The sequence below is a fragment of the Streptomyces sp. MNU76 genome (genome assembly GCF_020982545.1).
Classification (GTDB): Bacteria; Actinomycetota; Actinomycetes; order Streptomycetales; family Streptomycetaceae; genus Streptomyces.
This window is the reverse complement of record NZ_JAJKLK010000005.1, coordinates 352,812-379,034: the sequence shown is the minus strand read 5'-3', so window position 1 is coordinate 379,034 and position 26,223 is coordinate 352,812. Positions and strand designations below refer to the sequence as shown.

General features: G+C 72.1%; 18 protein-coding genes and 4 pseudogenes. 15 read left to right on the top strand and 7 right to left on the bottom strand.

All coding sequences use genetic code 11. From position 1 onward, the window contains the following. The first annotated feature begins 24 nt into the window (after window positions 1–24). Window positions 25–795 carry an imidazole glycerol phosphate synthase subunit HisF gene (hisF, locus tag E4N62_RS15050; protein ID WP_230214806.1) on the top strand — a complete coding sequence of 257 codons (771 nt, stop codon included), beginning with the start codon at window positions 25–27 and terminating at the stop codon, window positions 793–795. 60 nt (window positions 796–855) lie between these two features. Here hisF and E4N62_RS15045 read toward each other — a convergent pair whose 3' ends face one another. Further along, window positions 856–1,491 carry a TIGR03085 family metal-binding protein gene (locus E4N62_RS15045; RefSeq protein ID WP_215454620.1) on the bottom strand — a complete coding sequence of 212 codons (636 nt, stop codon included), beginning with the start codon at window positions 1,489–1,491 and terminating at the stop codon, window positions 856–858. A 239-nt stretch (window positions 1,492–1,730) separates the two neighbouring features. Between E4N62_RS15045 and hisI the strand changes: the two genes are divergently transcribed. The 11 genes and pseudogenes from hisI to lgt all read left to right on the top strand — a co-directional run bounded on the left by hisI (window position 1,731) and on the right by lgt (window position 11,092). Continuing rightward, window positions 1,731–2,114: a phosphoribosyl-AMP cyclohydrolase gene (gene hisI, locus E4N62_RS15040; protein WP_230214885.1), complete on the top strand. Its 384-nt coding sequence runs from the start codon at window positions 1,731–1,733 to the stop codon at window positions 2,112–2,114. An 11-nt stretch (window positions 2,115–2,125) separates the two neighbouring features. Beyond that, window positions 2,126–3,604, top strand: coding sequence for an anthranilate synthase component I (locus tag E4N62_RS15035; protein ID WP_230214803.1), 1,479 nt, complete (start codon window positions 2,126–2,128; stop codon window positions 3,602–3,604). A gap of 52 nt (window positions 3,605–3,656) precedes the next feature. Beyond that, window positions 3,657–4,299: pseudogene (locus E4N62_RS15030) on the top strand (TIGR02234 family membrane protein). A gap of 163 nt (window positions 4,300–4,462) precedes the next feature. Further along, window positions 4,463–4,735: an HGxxPAAW family protein gene (locus tag E4N62_RS15025; protein WP_230214801.1), complete on the top strand. Its 273-nt coding sequence runs from the start codon at window positions 4,463–4,465 to the stop codon at window positions 4,733–4,735. A gap of 76 nt (window positions 4,736–4,811) precedes the next feature. Next, complete coding sequence (locus tag E4N62_RS15020) at window positions 4,812–5,255, top strand: DUF2752 domain-containing protein (protein WP_230214799.1); 444 nt, start codon at window positions 4,812–4,814, stop codon at window positions 5,253–5,255. Between the two features lie 235 nt (window positions 5,256–5,490). Continuing rightward, complete coding sequence (gene trpC / locus E4N62_RS15015; RefSeq protein WP_184895289.1) at window positions 5,491–6,300, top strand: indole-3-glycerol phosphate synthase TrpC; 810 nt, start codon at window positions 5,491–5,493, stop codon at window positions 6,298–6,300. 7 nt (window positions 6,301–6,307) lie between these two features. After that, window positions 6,308–6,628, top strand: coding sequence for a tryptophan biosynthesis modulator TrpM (gene trpM, locus E4N62_RS49380; RefSeq protein WP_374116989.1), 321 nt, complete (start codon window positions 6,308–6,310; stop codon window positions 6,626–6,628). 286 nt (window positions 6,629–6,914) lie between these two features. After that, complete coding sequence (gene trpB, locus E4N62_RS15010; RefSeq protein ID WP_230214798.1) at window positions 6,915–8,204, top strand: tryptophan synthase subunit beta; 1,290 nt, start codon at window positions 6,915–6,917, stop codon at window positions 8,202–8,204. Further along, window positions 8,201–9,019 carry a tryptophan synthase subunit alpha gene (gene trpA, locus E4N62_RS15005; RefSeq protein WP_230214796.1) on the top strand — a complete coding sequence of 273 codons (819 nt, stop codon included), beginning with the start codon at window positions 8,201–8,203 and terminating at the stop codon, window positions 9,017–9,019. Before trpB ends, trpA begins: the two co-directional genes overlap by 4 nt. 163 nt (window positions 9,020–9,182) lie before the next feature. Next, entirely contained in the window at window positions 9,183–9,959 is a 777-nt protein-coding gene (locus E4N62_RS15000; protein WP_215454613.1) for a thioredoxin domain-containing protein, read from the top strand. Window positions 9,960–10,096: 137 nt separating this feature from the next. Beyond that, the gene (gene lgt / locus E4N62_RS14995) at window positions 10,097–11,092 is read left to right on the top strand and encodes a prolipoprotein diacylglyceryl transferase (protein WP_230214795.1); all 996 of its coding nucleotides are present in this window, start codon (window positions 10,097–10,099) and stop codon (window positions 11,090–11,092) included. A gap of 285 nt (window positions 11,093–11,377) precedes the next feature. On the opposite strand, the gene E4N62_RS14990 is transcribed toward lgt, so the two are convergent. The 6 genes and pseudogenes from E4N62_RS14990 to E4N62_RS14965 all read right to left on the bottom strand — a co-directional run bounded on the left by E4N62_RS14990 (window position 11,378) and on the right by E4N62_RS14965 (window position 18,604). Beyond that, window positions 11,378–12,229, bottom strand: coding sequence for a CoA ester lyase (locus E4N62_RS14990; protein ID WP_230214793.1), 852 nt, complete (start codon window positions 12,227–12,229; stop codon window positions 11,378–11,380). Beyond that, window positions 12,229–13,479 (bottom strand): CaiB/BaiF CoA-transferase family protein, encoded by a 1,251-nt coding sequence (locus E4N62_RS14985; protein WP_230214884.1) that lies wholly within the window; start codon window positions 13,477–13,479, stop codon window positions 12,229–12,231. The genes E4N62_RS14990 and E4N62_RS14985 overlap by 1 nt, the downstream gene beginning before the upstream one ends. Before the next feature lie 132 nt (window positions 13,480–13,611). Further along, window positions 13,612–14,586 (bottom strand): annotated as a pseudogene (locus tag E4N62_RS14980) (ADP-ribosylglycohydrolase family protein); the annotation flags it as partial. Window positions 14,587–14,802: 216 nt separating this feature from the next. Next, window positions 14,803–15,987: an ADP-ribosylglycohydrolase family protein gene (locus E4N62_RS14975; RefSeq protein ID WP_230214792.1), complete on the bottom strand. Its 1,185-nt coding sequence runs from the start codon at window positions 15,985–15,987 to the stop codon at window positions 14,803–14,805. Further along, a pseudogene (locus E4N62_RS47975) lies at window positions 15,984–17,502 on the bottom strand (ADP-ribosylglycohydrolase family protein). The gene E4N62_RS14975 and the pseudogene E4N62_RS47975 overlap by 4 nt, the downstream one beginning before the upstream one ends. Next, window positions 17,499–18,604, bottom strand: a pseudogene (locus E4N62_RS14965) (ADP-ribosylglycohydrolase family protein). Before E4N62_RS14965 ends, E4N62_RS47975 begins: the two co-directional pseudogenes overlap by 4 nt. Before the next feature lie 289 nt (window positions 18,605–18,893). On the opposite strand from E4N62_RS14965, the gene E4N62_RS14960 reads away from it, so the two are divergent. The 3 genes from E4N62_RS14960 to E4N62_RS14950 all read left to right on the top strand — a co-directional run bounded on the left by E4N62_RS14960 (window position 18,894) and on the right by E4N62_RS14950 (window position 26,097). After that, window positions 18,894–19,622, top strand: coding sequence for a VIT1/CCC1 transporter family protein (locus E4N62_RS14960; RefSeq protein ID WP_230214882.1), 729 nt, complete (start codon window positions 18,894–18,896; stop codon window positions 19,620–19,622). A 420-nt stretch (window positions 19,623–20,042) separates the two neighbouring features. Beyond that, window positions 20,043–24,644, top strand: coding sequence for a glutamate synthase large subunit (gene gltB / locus E4N62_RS14955; protein ID WP_230214881.1), 4,602 nt, complete (start codon window positions 20,043–20,045; stop codon window positions 24,642–24,644). Beyond that, window positions 24,637–26,097, top strand: a complete 1,461-nt coding sequence (locus E4N62_RS14950; protein WP_230214790.1) for a glutamate synthase subunit beta — start codon at window positions 24,637–24,639, stop codon at window positions 26,095–26,097. Before gltB ends, E4N62_RS14950 begins: the two co-directional genes overlap by 8 nt. Window positions 26,098–26,223 lie beyond the last annotated feature (126 nt).

The following is a 26,223-nucleotide window of genomic DNA, read 5'->3' as shown; positions in this document are numbered from 1 at the left end:
GAATTTCTAAGGAGCCGTGGATTCATGACCCTGGCGGTCCGAGTCATCCCCTGCCTGGACGTGGACAACGGCCGGGTCGTCAAGGGTGTCAACTTCCAGAACCTGCGCGACGCGGGCGACCCCGTCGAGATGGCGAAGGTGTACGACGCCGAGGGCGCCGACGAGCTGACGTTCCTCGACATCACCGCCTCGTCGGGCAACCGCGAGACCACCTACGACGTGGTGCGCCGCACCGCCGAGCAGGTCTTCATCCCGCTGACCGTCGGCGGCGGCGTCCGCACCGCCGAGGACGTCGACAAGCTGCTGCGGGCCGGCGCGGACAAGGTCGGTGTCAACACGGCGGCGATCGCCCGCCCCGACCTGATCCGTGAGATCGCCGAGCGGTTCGGCCGCCAGGTGCTGGTGCTCTCGGTCGACGCGCGTCGCACCCCTTCCCGCAGCGGCTCCGAAGGCTCCTTCGAGGTCACCACCCACGGCGGCCGCAAGGGCACCGGCATCGACGCCGTCGAGTGGGCCCACCGGGCCGCCGAGCTGGGCGCGGGCGAGATCCTGCTCAACTCGATGGACGCGGACGGCACCAAGGACGGCTACGACCTGGAGATGATCACAGCCGTCCGTAAGCACGTCACCGTACCGGTCATCGCCTCCGGCGGCGCCGGCAAGCTCGCCGACTTCTCCCCGGCCATCGAGGCGGGCGCCGACGCCGTCCTCGCCGCCTCCGTCTTCCACTTCGGCGACCTGCGCATCGGCGAGGTCAAGAACGCGCTGCGCGGGGCCGGGCACCCCGTACGGTGACGCCGTCCCACCTCGATGTAAGCCCCGGCCACCAGGCGACCGGGGCTTACGCCGCTCCGCTCAGATCCCCAGTTGCTTCGTCTCGTGCAGCTTGGTGATCGCCTCCTTGTCGCCCTCCAGCTCCACGTCGGCCACCTGCTGGCGGCCGTACAGGAACAGCAGCAGCTCGGACGGTTCACCGGTGACGGTGACCACCGGGGTACCGCGACGGGCCACCGCCGTCCGGCCGTCGGGACGGCGCAGGACCAGCCCGGTGGGGGAGCCCCGGCCCATGAGCCGGGCGGTGCGCTCCAGACGGGACCACAGGGCGTCCTGGAAGACATGGTCGAGCTCGCGCGGCGACCACTCGGGCCGGGCCCGGCGGATGTCCTCGGTGTGCACGTAGAACTCGATCGTGTTCGAGGCCTCGTCGATCTGCTTCAAGGAGAAGGGCGAGAAACGCGGCGGACCGGTACGGACGAGCTGGATCAGCTCCTCGTAGGGCTTCGCCGCGAACTCCTCCATCACCCGGTCCAGGCGCGACGCGAGCTGCTTGATGAGGATGCCCCCGGCGGCGTCGGGGCGGCGCTCGCGCACCACCACGTGCGCGGCCAGATCACGGGTCGTCCAGCCCTCGCACAGGGTGGGGGCCTCGGGGCCCGCGGTCTCCAACAGGTCGGCGAAGAGAAGCCGTTCACGCTTGGCATGGGTCGACATGACAGCCAGCCTACGACCGTGCCTCCGGTCCGCCCAGCGCAGGTCCGGCCGATCCATCGCCACGGATACCCGGATGGTCACCACGCGGTCCGGTCATTCGTACGACAAGAGGGTCCGGCCTGTGGACAACCGGCGAGGCCCGTCCGCGCGGCGCGGCACAATGGCACGCATGACCAGCACGCCGTCCTCCAGCAGCCCTCTCCCTCCCGGAGCCCCGCCGCCCCGGTACCCCGAGCGCGCTGGACCCCGAGATCGCCGCCCGCCTCAAGCGCGGCGCCGACGGGCTCCTGCCCGCCATCGCCCAGCAGTACGACACCGGCGAGGTGCTCATGCTCGGCTGGATGGACGACGAGGCCCTGCATCGCACCCTCACCACCGGGCGCTGCACCTACTGGTCGCGCAGCCGCCGCGCGTACTGGGTGAAGGGCGACACCTCCGGCCACTTCCAGTGGGTGAAGTCCGTCGCCCTGGACTGCGACGCCGACACCCTCCTCGTCAAGGTCGACCAGATCGGCGCCGCCTGCCACACCGGCGACCGCACCTGCTTCGACGAGGCCGTCCTCAAGGCCGTGGAGGGCGCCCCGGGCGCCACCGGTTCCGACGTACCGTCACTGGATCAGTAAGGTCAGCCGCCATGGACCTCGAGACGTTCCGTAAGCTGGCCACCGACCGGCGTGTCATCCCCGTCAGCCGCAAGCTCCTCGCCGACGGCGACACCCCCGTCGGGCTCTATCGCAAGCTCGCCGCCGAGCGCCCCGGGACCTTTCTGCTGGAGTCCGCGGAGAACGGCCGCTCATGGTCTCGCTACTCCTTCGTCGGCGTCCGCAGCCGCGCCACCCTCACCGCCCGCGACGGCGAGGCCCACTGGCTCGGCACCCCGCCCGTCGGCGTCCCCGTCGACGGCGACCCCCTCGCCGCGCTGCGCGCCACCATCGAGGCGCTCCACACCCCGCACCAGGAAGGCATGCCGCCCTTCACCGGCGGCATGGTCGGCTATCTCGGCTACGACATCGTGCGCCGCCTGGAGAAGATCGGCCCCGGCGAGCGGGACGACCTGCGGCTCCCCGAGCTGACCATGCTGCTGACCAGCGATCTGGCGGTCATGGACCACTGGGAGGGCTCGGTCCTGCTGATCGCCAACGCCATCAACCACAACGACCTGGACACCGGCGTCGACGAGGCCCACGCCGACGCGATCTCCCGCCTCGACGCCATGGAGGCCGACCTCGCCAAGCCCGTCGCCCAGCCCCCGGCGGCCCTCCCGCCCTCCGAGCTGCCCGAGTACACCGCGCTGTGGGGTGGCCCCGACTTCCAGGAGGCCGTCGAGGACATCAAGGAGCGCATCCGGGCCGGCGAGGCCTTCCAGGTCGTCCCCTCCCAGCGCTTCGAGACCCCGTGCACGGCGAGTGCGCTGGACGTCTACCGGGTCCTGAGGGCCACCAACCCCTCCCCGTACATGTACCTGTTCCGTTTCGACGGCTTCGACGTCGTCGGCTCCTCCCCCGAGGCCCTGGTCAAGGTCGAGGACGGACGGGCCATGGTCCACCCCATCGCCGGCACCCGGCACCGGGGCGCCACCCCGCAGGAGGACCAGGCCCTCGCCGACGAACTGCTCGCCGACCCCAAGGAGCGCGCCGAGCACCTGATGCTCGTCGACCTGGGACGTAACGACCTGGGCCGGGTCTGCGAACCGGGCTCGGTCGAGGTCGTCGACTTCATGTCCGTCGAGCGGTACTCGCACGTGATGCACATCGTGTCCACCGTCACCGGCCGGGTCGCACCGGGCCGCACTGCCTTCGATGTCCTCACCGCGTGCTTCCCCGCCGGCACCCTCTCAGGCGCCCCCAAGCCGCGCGCCATGCAGATCATCGACGAACTGGAGCCGTCGCGCCGGGGCCTGTACGGCGGCTGCGTCGGCTACCTCGACTTCGCCGGGGACTCCGACACCGCCATCGCCATCCGCACGGCCCTCCTCAGGGACGGCACGGCCTACGTCCAGGCCGGCGCCGGCATCGTCGCCGACTCCGACCCCGTCGCCGAGGACACCGAATGCCGCAACAAGGCGGCCGCGGTCCTGAGAGCGGTGCACACGGCCAACCGACTCGGACAATAGGGCGCTTCTCACGTGAACCCCGGGTGACAACCCACCCGGGGCGCAGGCGATAGTGGAGTACGTGACCGCAGCACCGCACCCCCCATCCGAACCCGCTTCCCTCCGCTCCGGTCGGCGCAGTCTCGCCCTGGCGCTGCTCAGCGGCGCCCTCGGCGCGGCCGTCGTGCTGCTCGCCACCCGGCAGCGCTGGTCGGAGGGCACCATCACGGTGGCCGGCGGCCCCTTCCCGCTGACCGCCAGGGGCAGCGACGTCACCGGCGTCCCGGCGTCCCTCGCCGTCGTGGGCCTCGCCGCGCTCGTCGCCGTCTTCGCCGTACGTCGGTCCGGGCGCGTCCTGGTCGCGGTCCTGCTCGCCCTCTCCGGCGCGGGCACCGTCGCCGCCGCGCTGCTCGGCGCGTACGACAGCTCGGCGCTCGACGACAAGGCGGCCGAGGCCTCCGGCGACACCGCCGCGACCGTCGACGCGCTCAGCCACACCGGCTGGCCGTACGTCGCGGCCGTCGGCGGCGCGCTCATCCTGCTCGCCGGGCTGCTCGCCCTGCGCTACGGACGGCTGTGGCCCACGATGTCCGGCCGCTACGAGCGCGACGGCACCCCCGCCCCGCAAGGCCCGGCCGGTCGACCCCGACCGCCCCGAGGACATGTGGAAGGCCCTGGACCGGGGCGAGGACCCGACGGGACCCGACCCGGTGTAGGCCACCACGGACCACGCACCGGACGAGGTCGGGAACGTGAGAGTGGACACCCCCGCTCCTGGCACCCGTACTCGTACGGAACAATGGACGGCGAGCGTCCACTCAGCACAGGCATCGAGCGTCACGCATCGAGCACGACGCAATGAACAACGAGGAGCAAGTCATGGCGGGCAGCAGCCACGGTCACACCCCGGCCGCCTGGACCGGCGTCACCATCGCCTTCATCGGTTTCTGCGTCTCGGGCGCCTACATGGTGATGGCCCAGCCGCTGGGATTCTGGGCCGGCATGGTCATCGTCGTCCTCGGCGGCGTCGTCGGCATGGTCATGCGCGCCATGGGCATGGGCCAGCCGAAGGACGCGCACGCCGTGTACGAGACGGCGGCGGTACGCGCCAACACCACGGTCACCCCCGAGCCGGCCGCCGCCAAGAGCTGACGTCCCCCGAGGGGCGGCCCGGCGGCACGACCGCCGGGCCGCCCCTCGGGCGCGTGTACGGCCCGCGCGGGGCAGAATGCGGTGTGTGAACGCCGAGACCGCACCGACCACCCCGCAGCGGGGCCGCGCGCTGCGCGGACTCTGGGTGCCCGCCGCAGTGCTCACGGCCGTCGGCGGCGCCTTCGCCTACGTCGCGGCCGTGGACCCCAGCGAACCCGGCCACTACCCGGTCTGCCCGCTGTGGCGCTTCACCGGCCTGTACTGCCCCGGCTGCGGCGGCCTGCGCAGCGCCCACGCCTTCGCGCACGGCGACCTGGCGACCGCGCTCACCGACAACGCGCTGGCCGTCGCGGGCTTTTTCGGGTTCGCGGTGCTGTGGACCGTCTGGGTGGTCCAGGTGGCGCGTGGACGACCGCTGCGCCTGCGGTTCGGGACCGTTCAGGCGTGGTCGCTCGGCGCATTGGCGCTGGTCTTCACGGTTGTCCGGAACCTGCCGTTCGGTGACTGGCTCCATCCTTGACCGAACGGCGAACGTCCAGGATGGGGGCACCTCCCGCCCGAGCCGAGCGAAGCCGGTTCGAGGGTGGGGGAGGGGCTGCCGTCAACCGGATGTGAGGCCTACGCCCTCCTGCGGATACCATCGCAGTGACTGCCTGAACACCGAGAACCGCTCGACTGTCAATACATGACAGTCAAACGTTGTCACTGATTTTTGCCGTTTCCATCGTTTCACCGTCTGAAAGGGGGCCGCTCGCGTGAGTGTGCTCGACGAGATCATCGACGGAGTCCGTGCCGACCTCGCGGAGCGGCAGGCGCGCGTCAGCCTCGACGAGCTCAAGGAGCGCGCGGCGAAGGCTCCGGCGGCCAAGGACGGCGTGGCCGCGCTGCGCGGCGACGGCGTCAAGGTGATCTGCGAGGTCAAGCGCTCCAGCCCCTCCAAGGGCGCGCTCGCCGCGATCGCCGACCCGGCCGGTCTGGCCGCCGACTACGAGGCGGGCGGCGCGGCCGTCATCTCCGTCCTCACCGAGCAGCGTCGCTTCGGCGGCTCGCTGGCCGACCTGGAGGCCGTCCGCGCCCGCGTGGACATCCCCGTCCTGCGCAAGGACTTCATCGTCACCTCGTACCAGCTGTGGGAGGCCCGGGCGTACGGCGCCGACGTGGCCCTGCTGATCGTCGCGGCCCTCGACCAGCCGGCGCTGGAGTCGCTGATCGAGCGCGCCGAGTCCATCGGGCTCACCCCGCTCGTCGAGGTCCACGACGAGGACGAGGTGGAGCGCGCGGTCGACGCCGGCGCCCGGGTGATCGGCGTCAACGCCCGCAACCTCAAGACCCTCGAGGTCGACCGCACCACCTTCGAGCGGGTCGCCCCGGAGATCCCCGACTCCATCGTCAAGATCGCCGAGTCCGGCGTCCGGGGTCCGCACGACCTCATCGCCTACGCCAACGCCGGCGCCGACGCGGTCCTCGTGGGCGAGTCCCTCGTCACCGGCAAGGACCCCAAGACCGCCGTCGCCGACCTCGTGGCCGCGGGCGAGCACCCGGCGCTGCGGCACGGCCGGAGCTGACCAGGCCATGACCGCCCACGCCTCTGCCGCCGGCCGGCCGGGATTCGTCCCGGCCGGGGCGCCGGGGCGCGGCGGAGCCGCCGTACCGGTCGTGGTCACCCACACGGGTGAGCCGGGGCCGGTAGGCTGTGCCCCGATGTTCTCGATCACCATGACCCTCAGGGACCCCTACGCCCGCCTCGCGCGCGGGTGCCGTCCCCGTGGCTGCCGGGCGCCCGCCCGTCGCGTCCACGGGCGCCGGGTCCGCTATGTCATCGGTGACGAGCCGGGTCAGGTGAACGGCATGCGATGGCCCAGGACACGTACGCGGTGCCCTGCGGGCAGCTGAGCCGCCGCTTCCTTCACGTGAACGCCGGGTGTGTGGTCCCCGGCGGCCGGTGGGGGTGCTTCGGTCGGTTCGGCACCGCCGATCGACGCCGTCGTGGTCGCTCGCCGTCGCGGCGGGTGGATCGGAGCGGTGGCGAGCGAGTACCGGATCCCGGCCGAGCGCGGGGACCGCGGTGCCGCGGGGCAGTTCGACAGCCGGGGCCCGCCCCGGTGCGCGGCGCGCGTACGTGATCGCTGTCAGCCGGAGTCCGACCAACGACGGGGCCACGCCCCTGCGAGGTATGCGCATGTCCAGTGAGTTCTTCATTCCCGACCCCGAGGGTCAGGTTCCCAGCGCCGAGGGGTATTTCGGCGCGTTCGGCGGCAAGTTCATCCCGGAGGCGCTGGTCGCCGCCGTGGACGAGGTCGCCGTGGAGTACGACAAGGCCAAGCACGACCCCGAGTTCGCGCGCGAGCTCGACGACCTGCTCGTCCACTACACAGGGCGGCCCAGCTCGCTCACCGAGGTGCCCCGGTTCGCCGAGCACGCCGGTGGGGCGCGGGTGTTCCTCAAGCGCGAGGACCTGAACCACACCGGGTCCCACAAGATCAACAACGTGCTCGGGCAGGCCCTGCTCACCAAGCGCATGGGCAAGACCCGGGTCATCGCCGAGACGGGAGCGGGCCAGCACGGCGTCGCCACCGCCACGGCCTGCGCGCTCTTCGGCCTCGACTGCACCATCTACATGGGCGAGATCGACACCCAGCGCCAGGCCCTGAACGTCGCCCGGATGCGGATGCTCGGCGCCGAGGTCGTCGCCGTGAAGTCCGGCTCCCGGACCCTCAAGGACGCCATCAACGAGGCGTTCCGGGACTGGGTCGCCAACGTCGACCGCACCCACTACCTGTTCGGTACCGTGGCCGGCCCCCACCCCTTCCCCGCGATGGTCCGCGACTTCCACCGGGTCATCGGTGTCGAGGCCAGGCGGCAGATCCTCGAACGCGCGGGACGGCTGCCCGACGCCGCCGTCGCCTGCGTGGGCGGCGGCTCCAACGCCATCGGCCTCTTCCACGCCTTCATCCCGGACGCGGGCGTCCGCCTCATCGGCTGCGAGCCGGCCGGGCACGGCGTGGAGACCGGCGAGCACGCGGCCACGCTGACCGCGGGTGAGCCGGGCATCCTGCACGGCTCGCGCTCGTACGTCCTCCAGGACGAGGAGGGCCAGATCACCGAGCCGTACTCGATCTCGGCCGGCCTCGACTACCCGGGCATCGGCCCCGAGCACGCCTACCTCAAGGACAGCGGCCGCGGCGAGTACCGCGCCGTCACGGACGACGCCGCCATGCAGGCGCTGCGTCTGCTGTCGCGCACCGAGGGCATCATCCCGGCGATCGAGAGCGCCCACGCGCTCGCCGGGGCCCTGGAGGTCGGCAGGGAGCTGGGCACGGACGGGCTGATCGTCGTCAACCTGTCCGGGCGCGGCGACAAGGACATGGACACGGCCGCGCGCTACTTCGGCCTGTACGACGGTGGTGCCGACGCCGAGGTCGCCGCCGACGCGGCCGATTTCGCGGAGATCGAGGGGGACGCCAAGTGAGCGGGAACATCCGGCTGTTGAGTGACACCCTCGCCGCCGCCAAGGCGGAGGGGCGCTCCGCGCTCATCGCCTATCTGCCGGCCGGGTTCCCGACCGTCGACGGCGGTATCGCCGCGATCAAGGCAGTCTTCGAGGGCGGCGCCGACGTCGTCGAGGTCGGGCTGCCGCACAGCGACCCGGTCCTCGACGGCCCCGTCATCCAGACCGCCGACGACATCGCCCTGCGGGGCGGCGTCAAGATCGCAGACGTGATGCGTACGGTGCGGGAGGCGCACGAGGCCACCGGGAAGCCGGTGCTGGTCATGACGTACTGGAACCCCATCGACCGCTACGGTGTCGAGCGCTTCACGGCCGAGCTCGCGGAGGCGGGCGGCGCGGGCTGCATCCTGCCCGACCTGCCCGTCCAGGAGTCGGCGCTGTGGAGGGAGCACGCGGAGAAGCACGGGCTCGGCACGGTCTTCGTGGTCGCGCCCAGCAGCAAGGACGCCCGGCTCGCCGAGATCACCGCGGCGGGCAGTGGCTTCGTCTACGCGGCCTCGCTGATGGGCGTGACGGGCACCCGCGAGTCGGTGGGCGCGCAGGCCCAGGACCTGGTGGAACGCACCCGGGCCACGGGCTCCGGCCTGCCGGTCTGCGTCGGCCTCGGCGTCTCCAACGCCGAACAGGCCGCCGAGGTCGCCGGGTTCGCCGACGGGGTGATCGTCGGCTCCGCGTTCGTGAAGCGGATGCTGGATGCCCCCGACGAGGCGGCCGGCCTGGACGCCGTACGGGAACTGGCGGGCGACCTCGCGAAGGGCGTACGCCGGGGCGCGTGAGCGGCCGGGCCACCGGGCGTGTGACCCGGCGCGGGACGCCCTCGTGACGTTCACCCGTTTGTCGTACGGGGATCGCTGGACGTAACGGGCAATCCGCTCACTCGAACGGGTGGAAGTGGGATCGGGGAGGCGCTGAGCGCCTCCCCGGTTCGTTCTGCGGGTTGTGAGCGAGAAGAACCGTGAGGGAAAGCGCACCGCCCGTGAACGGCTGGCGGAGGAGCGCGAGAAGCAGAAGGCCGCCGAGAAGCGCCGTCGGGTGTTGATCGTGGGCGCCTCCGTGGTGTGCGTGCTGGGGCTGGCCGCAGTGATCGGCGTCGTGGCGGCGAACGCGGGCAAGGACGACGAGGCCGGGGCCTCGGGCCCGGTCGTCGCACCCTCGGGGGCGAACGGCGAGGACAGCCTCGCGATCCCCGTCGGGGACGCCGGCGCCAGGTCGACCCTCTCCGTGTGGGAGGACTTCCGCTGCCCGGCCTGCAAATCCTTCGAGGACGCCTACCGCTCGACGATCCACGAGCTGACCGAGGCCGGGAAGCTGAAGGTCGAGTACCACCTCGCCACCCTGATCGACGGCAACATGGGCGGCAGCGGCTCCCGCACGGCCGCCAATGCCGCGGCGTGCGCACAGAACGAGAGCAAGTTCCCCGCGTACCACGACGTGCTCTTCGAGAACCAGCCGCCCGAGACGGACGACGCCTTCGCGAGTGAGACCAGGCTTCTCGACCTGGCGAAGAAGGTGGACGGCCTGGACACCGCCGCCTTCCGCACCTGCGTCGAGGACGGCAAGCACAACAGCTGGGTCGCGAAGTCGAACGAGGCCTTCCAGAAGGGCGGCTTCTCCGGCACACCGAGCGTCTTCCTCAACGGCACCAACATCTACGCGGACCAGTCCATGACCCCCGCCAAGCTGAAGCAGATGGTGGAGGCGAAGGCCGCGGGGTGAGTCAGGGGTGACTCGGGAGTGAGCCGAGGGCCCACTGGGGGCCGTGGGGCGTCAAGGAACCAGGGGTACGGCGTTATGGACCCGTTGCCGGGGCGCCCGTCGTCGGCCGGGCCCGGCAGGGTAGCGTCGACCCTGCCATGGAACTTGCCTACATTCCCAGCCCGTCGCGCGGGGTGCTGTACCTCGGTCCCGTCCCGCTGCGCGGCTACGCCTTCTGCATCATCATCGGTGTCTTCGTGGCCGTCTGGCTCGGCAACAAACGCTGGGTCGCGCGGGGCGGACGGGCCGGAACGGTCGCCGACATCGCCGTCTGGGCCGTGCCCTTCGGCCTGATCGGCGGACGGCTCTACCACGTGATCACGGACTACGAGCTGTACTTCAGCGAGGGCCGTGACTGGGTGGACGCCTTCAAGATCTGGGAGGGCGGTCTCGGCATCTGGGGCGCGATCGCCCTCGGCGCGGTGGGCGCGTGGATCGGCTGTCGGCGGCGGGGTATCCCGCTGCCCGCGTACGCCGACGCCATCGCGCCCGGCATCGCCCTCGCCCAGGCGATCGGACGCTGGGGCAACTGGTTCAACCAGGAGCTGTACGGCAAGCCGACGGATCTGCCGTGGGCCGTGGAGATCACCTCCTCCACGGACGGTCGGCTGCCGGGTACGTACCACCCGACCTTCCTCTACGAGTCGCTGTGGTGCATCGGTGTCGCGTTGCTCGTCATCTGGGCGGACCGCCGGTTCAAGCTCGGGCACGGGCGGGCGTTCGCGCTGTATGTCGCCGCGTACTGCGCGGGGCGGTTCTGGATCGAGTACATGCGGGTCGACGAGGCCCACCACATCCTCGGACTGCGCCTCAACAACTGGACCGCGCTGTTCGTCTTCGTCCTCGCCGTGATCTACATCGTCCTGTCGGCCCGGAAGCGGCCGGGGCGGGAGGAGATCGTGGAACCGGGGGTCTCCGACGGTGACGGGGACGAGGGCGCGGGTGCTGCCGCGTCGGCCGAGGACACGGAGTCGGCGTCGGGGGAGGCCAAGGCCAAGGCCAAGTCCGAGGGTGACGCCGAGGAGAAGAAGGACGCGGAGGCCTCCGGCGGTGGGGGCGAGAAGAAGGAGCCCGAGTCGGCGAAGAAGAGCTGACGCGACGGTCGGTTCGGTCGATGTGGTGCCTGCCCACCTGTCCCTTCGGGGGCGGGTGGGTTTTGGTTAGGGGACCGGGGTGCGTTGTCGGGTGCGGGTCCGGTGGGGGCTTCTCGCGCGGTTCCCCGCGCCCCTGAAGGATTCAGGCCCTGCGGGCCTGAAAAGCGGGGCGCAGCCCCTGCTTTCAGGGCGCGGGGAACCGCGACCAGCCCCCACCGGGCGGACGTCTGGGGGTCGAAGGGGCGCAGCCCTTGGGGAGGGACGGGGAGGGGCGGCGGGGGCGGCTCAAAGCTGGGTGGGGCGGCCGGCCAGGGCCAGGGTTCGCCGGGCCACGGCGACCACGGCCGGATCGATGAAGCGGCCGTCGGGAAGCGCCTGCGCCCCCGCCGTGACGGACGCCGCCCGGAGCGTCCGCTCGGCAGATTTCACCTCCTGGGCCGTGGGGGTGTAGGCCCGCTCGATCACCGGGAGCTGACGGGGGTGGATGGCCGCACGGCCCAGGAAGCCCAGCGCGCGGCCGTGCGCGGACGTGACCGCCAGGCCCTTCAGGTCCTTGGTGTCCGGGTGGATCGACTGGGCGGGCGACGGAAGGCCGGCGGCCCGGGCGGCGAGGACCACCCGGGAGCGCGGCCAGTCGAGGGCCCGGTCGTCGCTGACGGCCAGGTCCGCGCGGAGATCGGCCTCGCCGAGGGCGATGCCCCGGAGGGCGGGGTGCGCGGTGGCGATGTCGTACGCCCGCTCCACCCCCAGCGCCGATTCGAGGAGGGCGTACAGGGGGATCGCTCCTCCTTCCGCCGGCGCGGTCCGCTCCGCGACGCTCGCCACCTCGTCCGGGCACGTGATCTTCGGGAGGCGGAGGGCGGCCAGACCGGGGAGCGGGGCGAGGGCTTCGAGGTCCGCCTCGGCCTCCGGGGTGCGCAGGGCGTTGACGCGTACGTGGACCGGTACGGGCGGCGGTGCGGAGAGGAGTTCGGCGGTGGCCGCGCGGGCGTAGGCCTTGCGGTCGGGGGCCACCGCGTCCTCCAGGTCCACGATCACCACGTCCGCGCCGGAGGCCAGGGCCTTGGTGACCACTTCCGGGCGGTCGCCGGGGACGTACAGCCAGGTCAGGGGGAAGGGCGTCGGCGGCTTCGGCATCACAGGGCGCCCTCCTGGCGAAGGGCCGCGATCTCCGGTGCGGACAGGCCCAGTTCGGCCAGGATCGCGTCCGTGTCGGCGCCGTGCGCGCGGCCCGCCCAGCGGATCGCGCCGGGGGTGGAGGAGAGGCGGAAGAGGACGTTCTGCATGCGCAGGGGGCCGAGGTCGGGGTCGTCGACGGTGGTGATCGTGTCCAGGGCGCGGTACTGGGGGTCGGTCATCACCTCCCGTACGTCCTGGATGGGGGCCACCGCGGCCTCCGCCTTCTCGAACGCCTCGATGACCTCCTCCCGGGTGTGACGGGCGATCCACGCGCCGACCGCCTCGTCCAGGACGTCCGTGTGCCGGGCCCGCTCCGCCCCCGAACCGAACCACGGCTCGTCGATCAGTTCGGGGCGCCCGACCAGGCGCATCACACGTTCCGCGATCGACTGGGCCGAGGTGGAGACGGCCGCCCAGGAACCGTCCGCCGTGCGGTAGGTGTTGCGGGGCGCGTTGTTCGCGGAGCGGTTGCCCGTGCGGGGCTGGACGTGGCCCAGCTGGTCGTACCAGAGGGGCTGGGGGCCCAGAACGGTGAGGATCGGCTCGATGATCGCCATGTCGACCGTCTGCCCCTGTCCGGTACGGTCACGCGCCGCGAGCGCGGTCATCACCGCGTACGCCGTCGCGAGGCCCGCGATCGAGTCGGCGAGGCCGAAGGGCGGCAGGACCGGTGGGGCGTCCGGTTCGCCGGTGATCGCGGCGAACCCGCTCATCGCCTCGGCGAGCGTGCCGAAGCCGGGGCGGTGCGCGTACGGGCCGAACTGGCCGAAGCCGGTGACCCGGGCGAGGACCAGACCGGGGTTCGCCGCCGACAGCTCCTCCCAGCCCAGACCCCATTTCTCCAGGGTGCCGGGGCGGAAGTTCTCGATGATCACGTCGGCGGTGGCGGCGAGCCGCAGGAGGGTGTCCCGGCCGCCGGGGGTGGAGAGGTTCAGCGTCAGGGTGCGCTTGTTGCGGCCCAGCAGTTTCCACCACAGGCCCACGCCGTCCTTCGACGGGCCGTGGCCCCGGGACGGGTCCGGTTTCGTGGGGTGCTCGACCTTGATGACCTCCGCGCCGAAGTCCCCGAGCATCGTGGCGGCGAGGGGGCCGGCGAAGAGCGTGGCGAGGTCGAGGACGCGGAGGTGGCCGAGCGGAGGGGCGTCCGCCTGCGGCGGGGTGGCGCCTGGGTCATGGGTGGGGGTCTCCCGGAGGGTGAGGTGGGCCAGGGTGTCGAAGCCGATGCCGTTGAAGTCGGCGATCGAGGTGGCCAGGCGGTTCTTGAGGGGGGCCGTCCAGCGGTCGGGGAGCGCGTCCGGGGCACCGGTCAGGAGTCCCGCGATGCTGCCCGCCGTGGCCCCGTTGGAGTCGGTGTCCCAACCGCCCGACACGGCGCGGCAGATGGAGGCCGCGTAGTCGCCGTCCGCGTGGGTGAGGGCGGCGGTGAGCAGGGCGGTGTTGGGGACGGCGTGGACCCAGTGGTGGTCGGCGTAGGTGGCGTGGAGTTCGTCGACGATCGTGTCGAAGTCCCGGATCTCCGTGGTCAGTCGGAGAGCGTGGTCGATCGCCTTCGCGAGGCGGGAGTGCGGGGGGACGACCGTCAGGCCGGTGCGCAGGCACTGGTGGACGTCGTGGGTGCCGGTGGCCGCCTCGGCGACGGTGGCCGCGACGAACATGGCCGCGTAGACGCCGTTGGCGGTGTGGGTGAGGGTGGCGTCCCGGTGGGCCTGTTCGGCCGCGGCGGCCGGGTCGCCGGGGTTGGTCCAGCCGTGGACGTCGGCGCGGATCAGGGCGCCGATCCACTCGCGGAACGGGTTGCGGTGGCGGGCGGTGCGGGGTGGGTCGATGCCGCAGAGGAGGTTGCGGTAGGCGACGCGTTCGGCGGTGAAGGTGCGGCCCGCGGGGAGCTCGTCCAACCAGAGGGTGGCCACGTCGGCGGTGGTGAAGTCCCGGCCGTGGCGGGCCAGGAGGAGGAGATTGAGGAGGGGGTAGTTGAGGTCGTCGTCCTCGGGCATGCCGTCGATGTTCTCGGCGAGGGAGGTGGGGGCCGAGCGGCGGTTCCAGGGATGGGCGGCCAGGAGCTCCTGGGGGACGCCTCGGGCGGTGAACCAGGTGGTGAGGGGCCAGTTGCCGGTGGCCGCGGCGAGGCGGCGGATGGCGTCGAGGGGGAGCTTCTCGACGGGTTTGCCGAGGAGGCAGCCTGCGGCTCGGCCCAGCCAGGCGGCTTCGAGACGTCGTACGTACGTGGCGGGCGGGACAGGGTGAGCGGGTGGGGCGGGCCAGTCGGTGCACAGGGACTTGATGCTGCTCAGGTCTGTCGGTTCGTCGTCCGCCAACCCGCTCGGCAGGTCCGCCAGTTCGTCCAGCAGGTCCTCGGCGAGCTGGCGGAGGTAGCGGGAGGCCCGGTCGGGGAGGCGCCGGCGCAGGGGCCGGGGGCCGCCCGCCGCCCGCCAGCGCGGCGACGGCCGAGGGCTCGCGGCCGTCCTGGCGGGCCTGGTGGAGTTCGTGGCCGAGGAGGTCCTCGGGCTGGACCCAGGTGAGACGCAGGGGGGTCACCGGACGGGGGCCAGCGCGGTGAAGGCCGACTCGTGGGCGCGGCGGCGGCGGACGTCCTGGCCGTGGATCTGGAGCGCGACGTCCGTCAACGTCCGGGCGGGGGCGTGCAGGTCGAGCCGGCTGGCCTCCGCCACCGTCTTGGCCCAGTCGGAGGGGACGTCCGAGCCCAGCGCGCCGGCGAGGGCGCCGGACATCGTCGCGACGGAGTCGCAGTCGCGGCCGTAGTTCACCGAACCCAGCACCGCGTGCCGGTAGTCACCGCGGGCCACGAGCAACATGCCGAGCGCGATGGGGAGTTCCTCGATCGCGTGGAGCCGGGACGGGCGGCGGGCGCCGAGGGAGGGGGCGCGGTAGTCGGGGCCGACCGTGTCGAACGGGGCGACCGCCTCGCGGAGCGGCCGTAGCGCCGACTCGAAGTCCGTGTGACGGCGGGCCACTTCGCACACCGACTCGATCGCCGCGCGGGTGCCGTCCTTCGCCAGGGCGAGGCAGGCCTCGACCACCGACTCCGCCGTCGCGCCCGGCGTGCACGCCGCGGCGACGGCCGCCGCGAACACGCCCGCCGCCTCCCTGCCGTACGACGACTGGTGGGCGCCCGCGACGTCGAGTGCCTCGGCGTACGCGCCGGGCGGATCGGCCGCGTTGACCAGGCCGACGGGGGCCATGTACATCGCGGCGCCGCAGTTGACGATGTTGCCGGTGCCGGCCTCGCGGGGGTCGATGTGGCCGTAGTGGATCCGGGCCACGAGCCACTTCTCGGCGAGGAAGACCCGCTGGAGGGGGAGGGCCTCGGCCTCCAGCTCGGGGATCCAGCGCGGGGTCGTCATCATGTCCGGCACCAGGTGCTCGGCGACGGCGTACGCGTCGAGGTGGTCGCGTACGCGGTCGTACACCCGGACGAGCGCGTGCGTCATCAAGGTGTCGTCGGTGACGTGGCCGTCGCCCTTGTGGTAGGGGGCGATGGGGCGGGCGGTACGCCAGGCGTCGCCGTTCCAGGGGCCGACGACGCCGTGCACGCGGCCGCCGTGGCGTTCGAGGATCTGCTCCGGGGTGTAGCCCTCCACCGGGCCGCCGAGGGCGTCGCCGACGGCGGCGCCGACCAGGGCGCCGGTGATGCGTTCGTCGAGGGCGGCGTCCGGGGCCGGGGCCGGGACGGGTGCGGGTCGCGATGCGGGCGTCATGCCCGGCTAACGCCGCGGGTGGTGGGGAGTTGCGCTGTGTCGAGAAGTTCGGCGAGGTGGACGAGGTCGGTGCCGGTGAGGCGGGGGAGGGCGCAGCCGGAGAGGGTGCGGCAGGCGTCCCGCCAGGTGTCGGGGACGGCGCTGCCGCCGCCGAGTGCGCCGGTCAGGGCGCCGGCCAGTGCCGGGGCGGAGTCGGCGACCCGGGAGAGGCAGGCGGCGGCGGGGACGGCCTCGGCGATCCGGCCGCGCGCGGCGGTGGCCAGGGCGAGGGCCACGGGGACGGTCTCGGCGGCGGCGATGCCGTAGCTGTACACGTGGTCGACGATCTGGTGCTCCAGGAGGGGGACCAGGGCGAATGTTCCTTCTTCTCTGTGGCGGTGGGCGAGGTCGAGGGCGTGGCGGGCGTTGCGGCCGATCTCCGTCCCGGCGGGGAGTTCGGCCAGGGCCGCGGCCGCGCAGTCGTCGACGTCCGCGCCGGTGAGCGCCAGCGCGAGCGCGGCGGCCATCGCTCGTGCGCCGTGCACGCCGTCGCCGTCCTGGGTGTAGCGGGCGTCGAACTCGGCCAGGTCGGCGGCGCCTCGGGGGTCGCCCGGGTGGGCCACCGCCAGGACGCAGGCACGGACGCAGGCCGCGTCGTCGAAGTAGTGGGGGTTGTCGTGGCCGGTGGCGGGTGGGCGCAGGCCGGTGGCGAGGTTGCCGAGGCCGGCGCGTACGGAGATACGGGCGCGCAGGGGGAGCACGGCGGACTCGACCTCGGGGGCGCGTTCGGCGGCGGCGGCGATCTCGCTGGCCACGGCGTTCCAGGAGAGGTCGATGGAGGCGCGGGTGCGGCGTTCCAGGCTGAGGTCGCCGAGTGCGGCGGTGTCGCCGGCGCGGAGGAGGGCCTCGGCGGCGAAGGCCGCCCATTCCGCGTCGTCGGAGGGGCCGAGGCGGAGGGGCTCGGGGGCTGGTTGAGGGCGATGGGGACGGGGAGGGTGGTGGTGGCGTTCTGCTCGGCGAAGGTGTCCAGTTCGCGGGTGAGGCGGCGGGTCCATTCCGGCATGCGGGCGGCACGGTGGCGGGCGGCGGGCCAGCCGGCGGCGTCGCCCGCCGCGAGGCCGAGGAGGAGGCCCTCGATGCGGGTGCCCTTCGGGGGGCGGGGCCTGCCGGCCTCGGCTGCGCCTTCGGCCGCTTCGTTCTTCCCACCCGCACCGCCCGTGCGGGTTTTGTCGTCGGGTGCGGATGGCCTCTGTGGGGCGCCCCCACCGCCGGCGGCCGCGGCTGCGTGGGTGAGCGGATTCGCCGGGGCCGGGCGTGCGGGTTCGAACAGCTCGGGGGCGAGAGGTTCGGTCGCCGTTGCGGTCGGCTTCACCTCGGGGTGTGGCTCACTGATGGTCGCCGTGTCTGCCGTGTCCGCCGTGTCCGCCGTGCCCCTCGGCCCGTCGTGCGATGCGGGCGGTGTTCCGCGGGGCGGCTTCTCGTACGGCGTGGAGGGGCTGTGGGGGTCGTGTCGTCCCACGGGGTCGGTGGGGTCATGTGGGGGTCTCCGTCGTGTCGGCCGGGGCGAGGGCGAAGGTGGTCGGGGGTGGGAGGGGACGGTCGCCGTGGGGAAGAGGGCCGTGCCCGTGGTCCATTTGCCGCCCTCGGTCGGGACCAGCAGTTCGGCCACGTCCAGGACGTGGTGGCCGGCCATGGACGGCAGGCAGCTGCCTCTCGCCGGGCCGATCGCGGCGGTCCAGTCGGCAGGGATCGACGACGCTCCCCGGGTCGCTCCGGCCAGCGCGCCGGCGACCGCCGCGGTCGTGTCGGCGTCGCGGCCCATGTTCACCGCGGTCAGCACCGACTCGGTGAAGTCGCCGTCGGCCGCCGCGTAGGCGCCGAAGGCCAGGGCGACGGCCTCGGGGGCGAGGTCGGTCCAGGGGTAGCCGCCGATGACGACGGCGGAGCGGACCGCGCGTTCGCCCCGGTGGGCGACCGCGACCGCCCGGCGCAGGGAGCGCGCGGTCCAGGAGTCGTCGGGGATCACGGCGAGCGCGGAGGCCACGACGGAGATCGTGGGTGCGCCGGCCATCGCCGCCGCCACGCCCGCCGCGACCGCCTGCCCGCCGTAGATGCCCTCGCCGTCATGGCTGACCGAGCCGTCGATGGCGACCAGCCGGGCAGCCTCCGCCGGGCGGCCCGCCGCGAAGACGCCGAAGGGGGCCGCGCGCATGGCCAGGCCGTCGCTCCAGGCGTGCCGGTGCTGGGCGGAGATCGGCGCGGCGAGGCCCCGGCGGAGGTTCTCCAGGGTGCCGCGTTCGCTGAAGCCGGCACCCCGGAACGGGCCCTCGTCCCGGTCCGCGATCCACTGGTGCCAGGCCGTCTCCACGTGGGTGACGGTGAGCGCCGAGCCGTGCCGGGCCAGCAGCAGCCCGGAGAAGATGGCGTACTCGGTGTCGTCGGTCCCCGAGGGGCGCTCGGCCACGTACCCGGTGATGCGCCCCCAGCGCGCGCGGATCTCGGAGGGTTTCATGTTCTCGGCGGGCGCCCCCAGCGCGTCCCCGACGGCGAGCCCGAGCATGGCCCCCCGTGCCCGCTCGCGGAGGTCGGCGGCGTCCCCGGGCGCCGGGACCGAGGGAATGCAGGCGATGGAAGGCATACGGTCGCCTCTCTGGCCCGTGGGCAGGTCTGACCCGGTGGGCAGTTGATCCGCTCTGAAGATGTGCCAGCTTTCGCTGGGAAGATCTCTCCCACATCGGGTGCCTCGGCGGCGCGCGGAACGCTCGCGTATCACCCGGTCGACATCTGTGCGGCGTCATGTACGAATGAGCGGCAGCTGTTTCTCGAACAGTCTCCGAGCCGGGTGCGGAGCCGGGTAAGTACGGCCTTCCTTGCTGGCAGAAGTGATTTTCCGAGCGTACGTTCGACGCGAGGAAAGGGGCTTGATCGTGGCGATCATCGACACCGAAGCCGCGTTGCACGAGGCGCACCGCGACAACCACACCCATCGGGACGTGAACGGCGGCTGGCTGCGGCCCGCCGTGTTCGGGGCGATGGACGGGCTCGTGTCCAACCTGGCGCTGATGACCGGTGTCGCCGGCGGAACGGCCGGGCGGGAGGCGGTCGTCGTTGCGGGGCTCGCGGGGCTCGCCGCCGGGGCCTTCTCCATGGCCGCGGGCGAGTACACCTCCGTGGCCTCGCAGCGGGAACTCGTCCAGGCCGAACTCGACGTCGAGCGGAGGGAGTTGCGCAAGCACCCCAAGGACGAGGAGAAGGAGCTCGCCGCGCTCTACGAGAGTCGTGGCGTCGAGGCCGCACTCGCCCGGGAGGTGGCGCGGCAGCTGTCGCACGATCCCGAGCAGGCGCTGGAGATCCACGCGCGCGAGGAGCTGGGGATCGATCCCGGCGATCTGCCCTCGCCCGTCGTGGCCGCCGTGTCGAGTTTCGGCTCCTTCGCGCTGGGTGCCCTGCTGCCCGTACTGCCCTATCTCCTCGGGGCGGGCGCGCTGTGGCCCGCCGTGCTGGTGGCACTCGTCGGGCTCTTCGGGTGCGGTGCCTTGGTGGCCAGGGTGACGGCCAGAACCTGGTGGTTCAGCGGGCTGCGGCAGCTGGCCCTCGGGGGTGCGGCGGCGGGTGTGACGTACGCCCTGGGCAGCCTGTTCGGTGCGGCCGTATGATGGATCAGATGGCTACGTATGCGCGGGACCGCATAAATAGTCGTTACCACGCGGTTTCGAATGCTTAACCGCTGGGCATGAGCCGTAAGCGCCGCGGGCAATGACGCCCGTCAAGCATCTGAAGCATCTGAGTAGTGGGCGACGACGCCTCCTGCGCCCCGGTCGACCGACAAGGATCTGTCCGGTCGGCTCCCCCTTGATCGCGTTCGATCACGCCACCGTGTGCGGCCACCCCCTCCGCGCCGTGGCGTCCGCATGGTGGGACGAAGTATCCGCTTCCCGAGAATCGTTCCATCATGTAACCTGCACGAAATTTTGCACCTTACGCAGAGGGCCAGCGTCGTCCCTCGGCAATCGCTCCCCCAGAGCCTGAAGGGCCTGGGAGGGACCCCCAGCCAGATGACGACGACGGGAGAGCCGATGCGTACGCCGCGCCAGCCGTCCCAGCACTCCACGAATGGCCAGAAGTGGTCGTTCATGGATGCTCGCCCTGCTGCGCAGGGTATGTACGACCCCCGCAACGAGCGCGACGCCTGTGGCGTCGGCTTCGTGGCCACCCTCACCGGCGAGGCGAGCCATGCGCTGGTCGAGCAGGCGCTCACCGTTCTGCGCAACCTGGAACACCGAGGAGCGACCGGTTCGGAGCCCGACTCGGGTGACGGCGCCGGCATCCTCTCCCAGGTTCCCGACGCGTTCTTCCGCGAGGTGGCCGAATTCGAGCTGCCCGAGGCCGGCTCGTACGCCGTCGGTATCGGCTTCCTGCCCGAGGAGGGCACCGAGGACGCCGTCGCCCGCATCGAGGCCATCGCCGCCGACGAGGGCCTGACCGTCCTCGGCTGGCGCGAGGTGCCCGTCGCCCCCGAGCTGCTCGGTGCCACGGCCCGCTCCACGATGCCCGCCTTCCGCCAGGTCTTCGTCACCGACGGCACCTCGAAGGACATCGACCTCGACCGTAAGACGTTCGTGCTGCGCAAGCGCGCCGAGCGCGAGGTCGACGTCTACTTCCCCTCGCTGTCCGCGCGGACCATCGTCTACAAGGGCATGCTGACCACCGGCCAGCTGGAGCCCTTCTTCCCGGACCTGTCCGACCGCCGCTTCGCCTCCGCGATCGCGCTCGTGCACTCCCGGTTCTCCACGAACACCTTCCCGTCGTGGCCGCTCGCCCACCCGTACCGCTTCGTCGCGCACAACGGCGAGATCAACACGGTCAAGGGCAACCGCAACTGGATGGTCGCCAGAGAGTCCCAGCTGGCCTCCGACCTGTTCGGCCCGCAGGACAAGCTGGACCGGATCTTCCCCATCTGTACGCCGGACGCCTCCGACTCGGCGTCCTTCGACGAGGTGCTGGAGCTGCTCCACCTCGGCGGCCGCTCCCTGCCGCACTCCGTGCTGATGATGATCCCGGAGGCGTGGGAGAACCACGACTCCATGGAGCCGGCCCGCCGCGCGTTCTACCAGTTCCACTCCACGATGATGGAGCCCTGGGACGGCCCGGCCTGTGTCACCTTCACCGACGGCCGCCAGGTCGGCGCGGTCCTCGACCGCAACGGCCTGCGCCCCGGCCGCTACTGGGTCACCGACGACGGCCTCGTCGTCCTCGGCTCCGAGGTCGGCGTCCTCGACATCGACCCCGCCAAGGTCGTCCGCAAGGGCCGCCTGCAGCCGGGCCGGATGTTCCTCGTCGACACCGTCGAGCACCGCATCATCGAGGACGACGAGATCAAGGCCCAGCTCGCCGCGGAGAACCCGTACGCGGAATGGCTGGAGGCCGGCGAGATCGAGCTCTCCGACCTGCCCGAGCGCGAGCACATCGTGCACACCCACGCCTCGGTCACCCGCCGCCAGCAGACCTTCGGCTACACCGAGGAGGAGCTGCGCGTCATCCTCGCGCCGATGGCCAAGGCCGGCGCCGAGCCCATCGGTTCCATGGGCACGGACTCGCCGATCGCCGCGCTGTCCTCGCGCCCGCGCCTGCTCTTCGACTACTTCACCCAGCTGTTCGCGCAGGTCACCAACCCGCCGCTGGACGCCATCCGCGAGGAGCTCGTCACCTCGCTGCGCTCCTCGCTGGGCCCCGAGGGCAACATCCTGGAGCCGAGCGCCGCGTCGTGCCGCAGCGTCACCCTGCCCTTCCCGGTGATCGACAACGACGAGCTGGCCAAGCTCATCCACATCAACGCCGACGGCGACATGCCCGGCATGAAGGCCGCGACCCTCTCCGGCCTGTACCGGGTCTCCGGCGGCGGTGACGCCCTCGCCGCGCGCATCGAGGAGATCTGTGCCGAGGCCGACGCCGCCATCGACAACGGCGCCCGGCTGATCGTCCTGTCGGACCGCCACTCGGACGCCGAGCACGCGCCGATCCCGTCGCTGCTGCTCACCGCGGCCGTCCACCACCACCTCATCCGCACCAAGCAGCGCACCCAGGTGGGCCTGCTGGTCGAGGCCGGTGACGTCCGCGAGGTCCACCACGTCGCCCTGCTCATCGGCTTCGGCGCCGCGGCCGTCAACCCGTACCTGGCGATGGAGTCCGTCGAGGACCTCGTCCGCGCCGGAACGTTCCTCTCCGGTATCGAGGCCGAGCAGGCGATCCGCAACCTGATCTACGCCCTCGGCAAGGGCGTCCTGAAGGTCATGTCCAAGATGGGCATCTCCACGGTCGCCTCCTACCGCGGCGCCCAGGTCTTCGAGGCCGTCGGTCTCGCGGACGAGTTCGTGGAGAAGTACTTCAACGGCACGGCCACCAAGATCGGCGGCGTCGGCATCGACGTCATCGCCAAGGAGGTCGCCGCCCGCCACGCCAAGGCGTACCCGGCCAGCGGCATCGCGCCCGCCCACCGCGCCCTGGAGATCGGCGGCGAGTACCAGTGGCGCCGCGAGGGCGAGCCGCACCTGTTCGACCCGGACACGGTCTTCCGCCTCCAGCACTCCACCCGCACGCGCCGCTACGACATCTTCAAGCAGTACACGAGCCGCGTGAACGAGCAGTCCGAGCGTCTGATGACGCTGCGCGGCCTGTTCGGTTTCAAGGCCGGCGAGGGCCGCGCTCCGATCTCCGTCGACGAGGTCGAGCCGGTCTCCGAGATCGTCAAGCGCTTCTCGACCGGCGCCATGTCGTACGGCTCCATCTCCAAGGAGGCGCACGAGACCCTCGCCATCGCCATGAACCAGCTGGGCGGCAAGTCCAACACCGGTGAGGGCGGCGAGGACCCGGACCGTCTCTACGACCCGGCACGGCGTTCGTCGATCAAGCAGGTCGCCTCCGGCCGCTTCGGTGTGACGAGCGAGTACCTCGTCAACGCGGACGACATCCAGATCAAGATGGCCCAGGGCGCCAAGCCCGGTGAGGGCGGTCAGCTGCCCGGCCACAAGGTGTACCCGTGGGTCGCCAGGACGCGTCACTCGACGCCGGGCGTGGGCCTCATCTCCCCGCCGCCGCACCACGACATCTACTCCATCGAGGACCTGGCCCAGCTGATCCACGACCTGAAGAACGCGAACCCGCAGGCGCGGATCCACGTCAAGCTGGTCTCCGAGGTCGGCGTCGGCACGGTCGCCGCGGGTGTCTCCAAGGCGCACGCGGACGTCGTCCTCATCTCCGGCCACGACGGCGGTACGGGCGCCTCCCCGCTCACCTCGCTGAAGCACGCGGGCGGCCCCTGGGAGCTCGGCCTCGCCGAGACCCAGCAGACGCTGCTGCTCAACGGCCTGCGCGACCGCATCGTCGTCCAGACCGACGGCCAGCTGAAGACCGGCCGTGACGTCGTCATCGCCGCGCTGCTCGGCGCCGAGGAGTTCGGTTTCGCGACCGCGCCGCTCGTCGTCTCCGGCTGCGTCATGATGCGCGTCTGCCACCTGGACACCTGCCCGGTCGGCATCGCCACGCAGAACCCGACGCTCCGCGACCGGTTCTCCGGCAAGGCCGAGTACGTCGTGAACTTCTTCGAGTTCATCGCCGAGGAGGTCCGCGAGATCCTCGCCGAGCTGGGCTTCCGCTCCATCGAGGAGGCCGTCGGCCACGCCGAGGCGCTCGACGTGACCCGCGCGGTCGACCACTGGAAGGCGCAGGGCCTGGACCTGGAGCCGCTGTTCCACGTGCCCGAACTGCCCGAGGGCGCCGTCCGCCACCAGCTCATCGAGCAGGACCACGGCCTGGAGAAGGCGCTCGACAACGAGCTGATCAAGCTCGCCGCCGACGCGCTGGCCGCCTCGGACGCCACCGACGCCCAGCCGGTCCGCGCCCAGGTCAAGGTCCGCAACATCAACCGCACCGTCGGCACGATGCTCGGCCACGAGGTGACGAAGAAGTTCGGCGGGGCAGGGCTCCCCGACGACACCATCGACATCACCTTCACCGGCTCGGCGGGCCAGTCCTTCGGCGCCTTCCTCCCGCGCGGTGTCACGCTGCGCCTGGAGGGCGACGCCAACGACTACGTCGGCAAGGGCCTCTCCGGCGGCCGGGTGATCGTCCGTCCCGACCGGGGCGCCGACCACCTCGCCGAGTACTCCACCATCGCGGGCAACACCATCGCCTACGGCGCGACCGGCGGCGAGCTGTTCCTCCGGGGCCGTACGGGCGAGCGGTTCTGCGTCCGCAACTCCGGTGCCCTGGTGGTCTCCGAGGGCGTGGGCGACCACGGCTGCGAGTACATGACCGGCGGCCACGCGGTCGTCCTCGGCGAGACGGGCCGCAACTTCGCGGCCGGTATGTCGGGCGGCATCGCGTACGTCATCGACCTGGACCGCGACAACGTCAACGTCGGCAACGTGGGCGCGATCGAGGCCCTCGACGACACCGACAGGCAGTGGCTGCACGACGTGGTGCGCCGCCACGCCGAGGAGACGGGCTCGACGGTCGCCGAGAAGCTGCTCGCCGACTGGTCCGTCGCCGCGGAGCGCTTCAGCAAGATCATACCCAGCACGTACAAGGCAGTGCTCGCCGCCAAGGCCGCCGCCGAGCAGGCCGGTCTCTCCGAGACCGAGATCACCGAGAAGATGATGGAGGCGGCGATCAATGGCTGACCCGAAGGGCTTCCTCAACCACGGGCGCGAGGTCGCCAAGTCCCGCCCCGTCGACGTACGGCTGAAGGACTGGAACGAGGTCTACGTCCCCGGTTCCCTGCTCCCGATCATCTCGAAGCAGGCGTCCCGCTGCATGGACTGCGGCATCCCGTTCTGCCACAACGGCTGTCCCCTCGGGAACCTCATCCCCGAGTGGAACGACTACGCCTACCGCGAGGACTGGGCGGCCGCCTCCGAGCGCCTGCACGCCACCAACAACTTCCCGGAGTTCACGGGCCGCCTGTGCCCCGCTCCTTGCGAGTCGGCGTGCGTGCTCGGCATCAACCAGCCGGCCGTCACCATCAAGAACGTCGAGGTCTCGATCATCGACAAGGCGTGGGACGGCGGCGACGTCGCGCCCCAGGCCCCGGAGCGCCTCTCCGGCAAGACGGTCGCGGTCATCGGCTCGGGCCCGGCGGGCCTGGCCGCCGCCCAGCAGCTGACCCGGGCCGGTCACACCGTCGCCGTCTACGAGCGCGCGGACCGCGTCGGAGGCCTCCTCCGCTACGGCATCCCCGAGTTCAAGATGGAGAAGCGGCACATCAACCGCCGTATCGAGCAGATGCGCGCGGAGGGCACCCGCTTCCGGACGGGCATCGAGATCGGCCGCGACCTCAAGGCGACGGACCTGAAGAAGCGGTACGACGCCGTCGTCATCGCCGCGGGCGCCACCACCGCCCGTGACCTGCCGGTCCCCGGCCGCGAGCTGAACGGCATCCACCAGGCGATGGAGTACCTGCCGCTGGCCAACAAGGTGCAGGAGGGCGACTTCGTGGCGCCCCCCATCACGGCCGAGGGCAAGCACGTCGTCGTCATCGGCGGTGGCGACACCGGCGCGGACTGCGTGGGCACCGCCCACCGCCAGGGCGCGGCCTCGGTCACACAGCTGGAGATCATGCCGAAGCCGGGCGAGGACCGTGCCCCGAACCAGCCGTGGCCGACCTTCCCGATGCTGTACAAGGTCACCTCCGCGCACGAGGAGGGCGGCGAGCGGGTCTACTCCGTCTCCACCACCCACTTCGAGGGCGACGAGGACGGCAACGTCCAGTGGCTGCACCTCGTCGAGGTCGAGTTCGTCGACGGCAAGCTGACACAGAAGCCGGGCACGGAGCGGAAGATCCCCGCCCAGCTGGTGACGCTGGCGATGGGCTTCACCGGCACGGACCGCGAGAACGGTCTCGTGGACCAGTTCGGCCTGGACCTCGACGAGCGCGGCAACATCGCGCGTGACGCCGACTTCCAGACGAACGTGCCGGGTGTGTTCGTGGCGGGCGACGCGGGGCGCGGTCAGTCCCTCATCGTCTGGGCGATCGCCGAGGGCCGCTCGGCCGCCCGCGGCTGCGACCGCTTCCTCACGGGCGCGAGCGACCTGCCGGCCCCGATCCGCCCGACGGACCGCTCGCTGATGGTCTGATCCACCGGGTTCCTGACCTGCCGGGTCCTGCCCCGCCGGTCACTGATCCACCGGGTCACTGATCCACCGGATCAACAGACGTCCCGTACAACGGCGTACGGAACACAGACGGCGCCTGCCCACCAG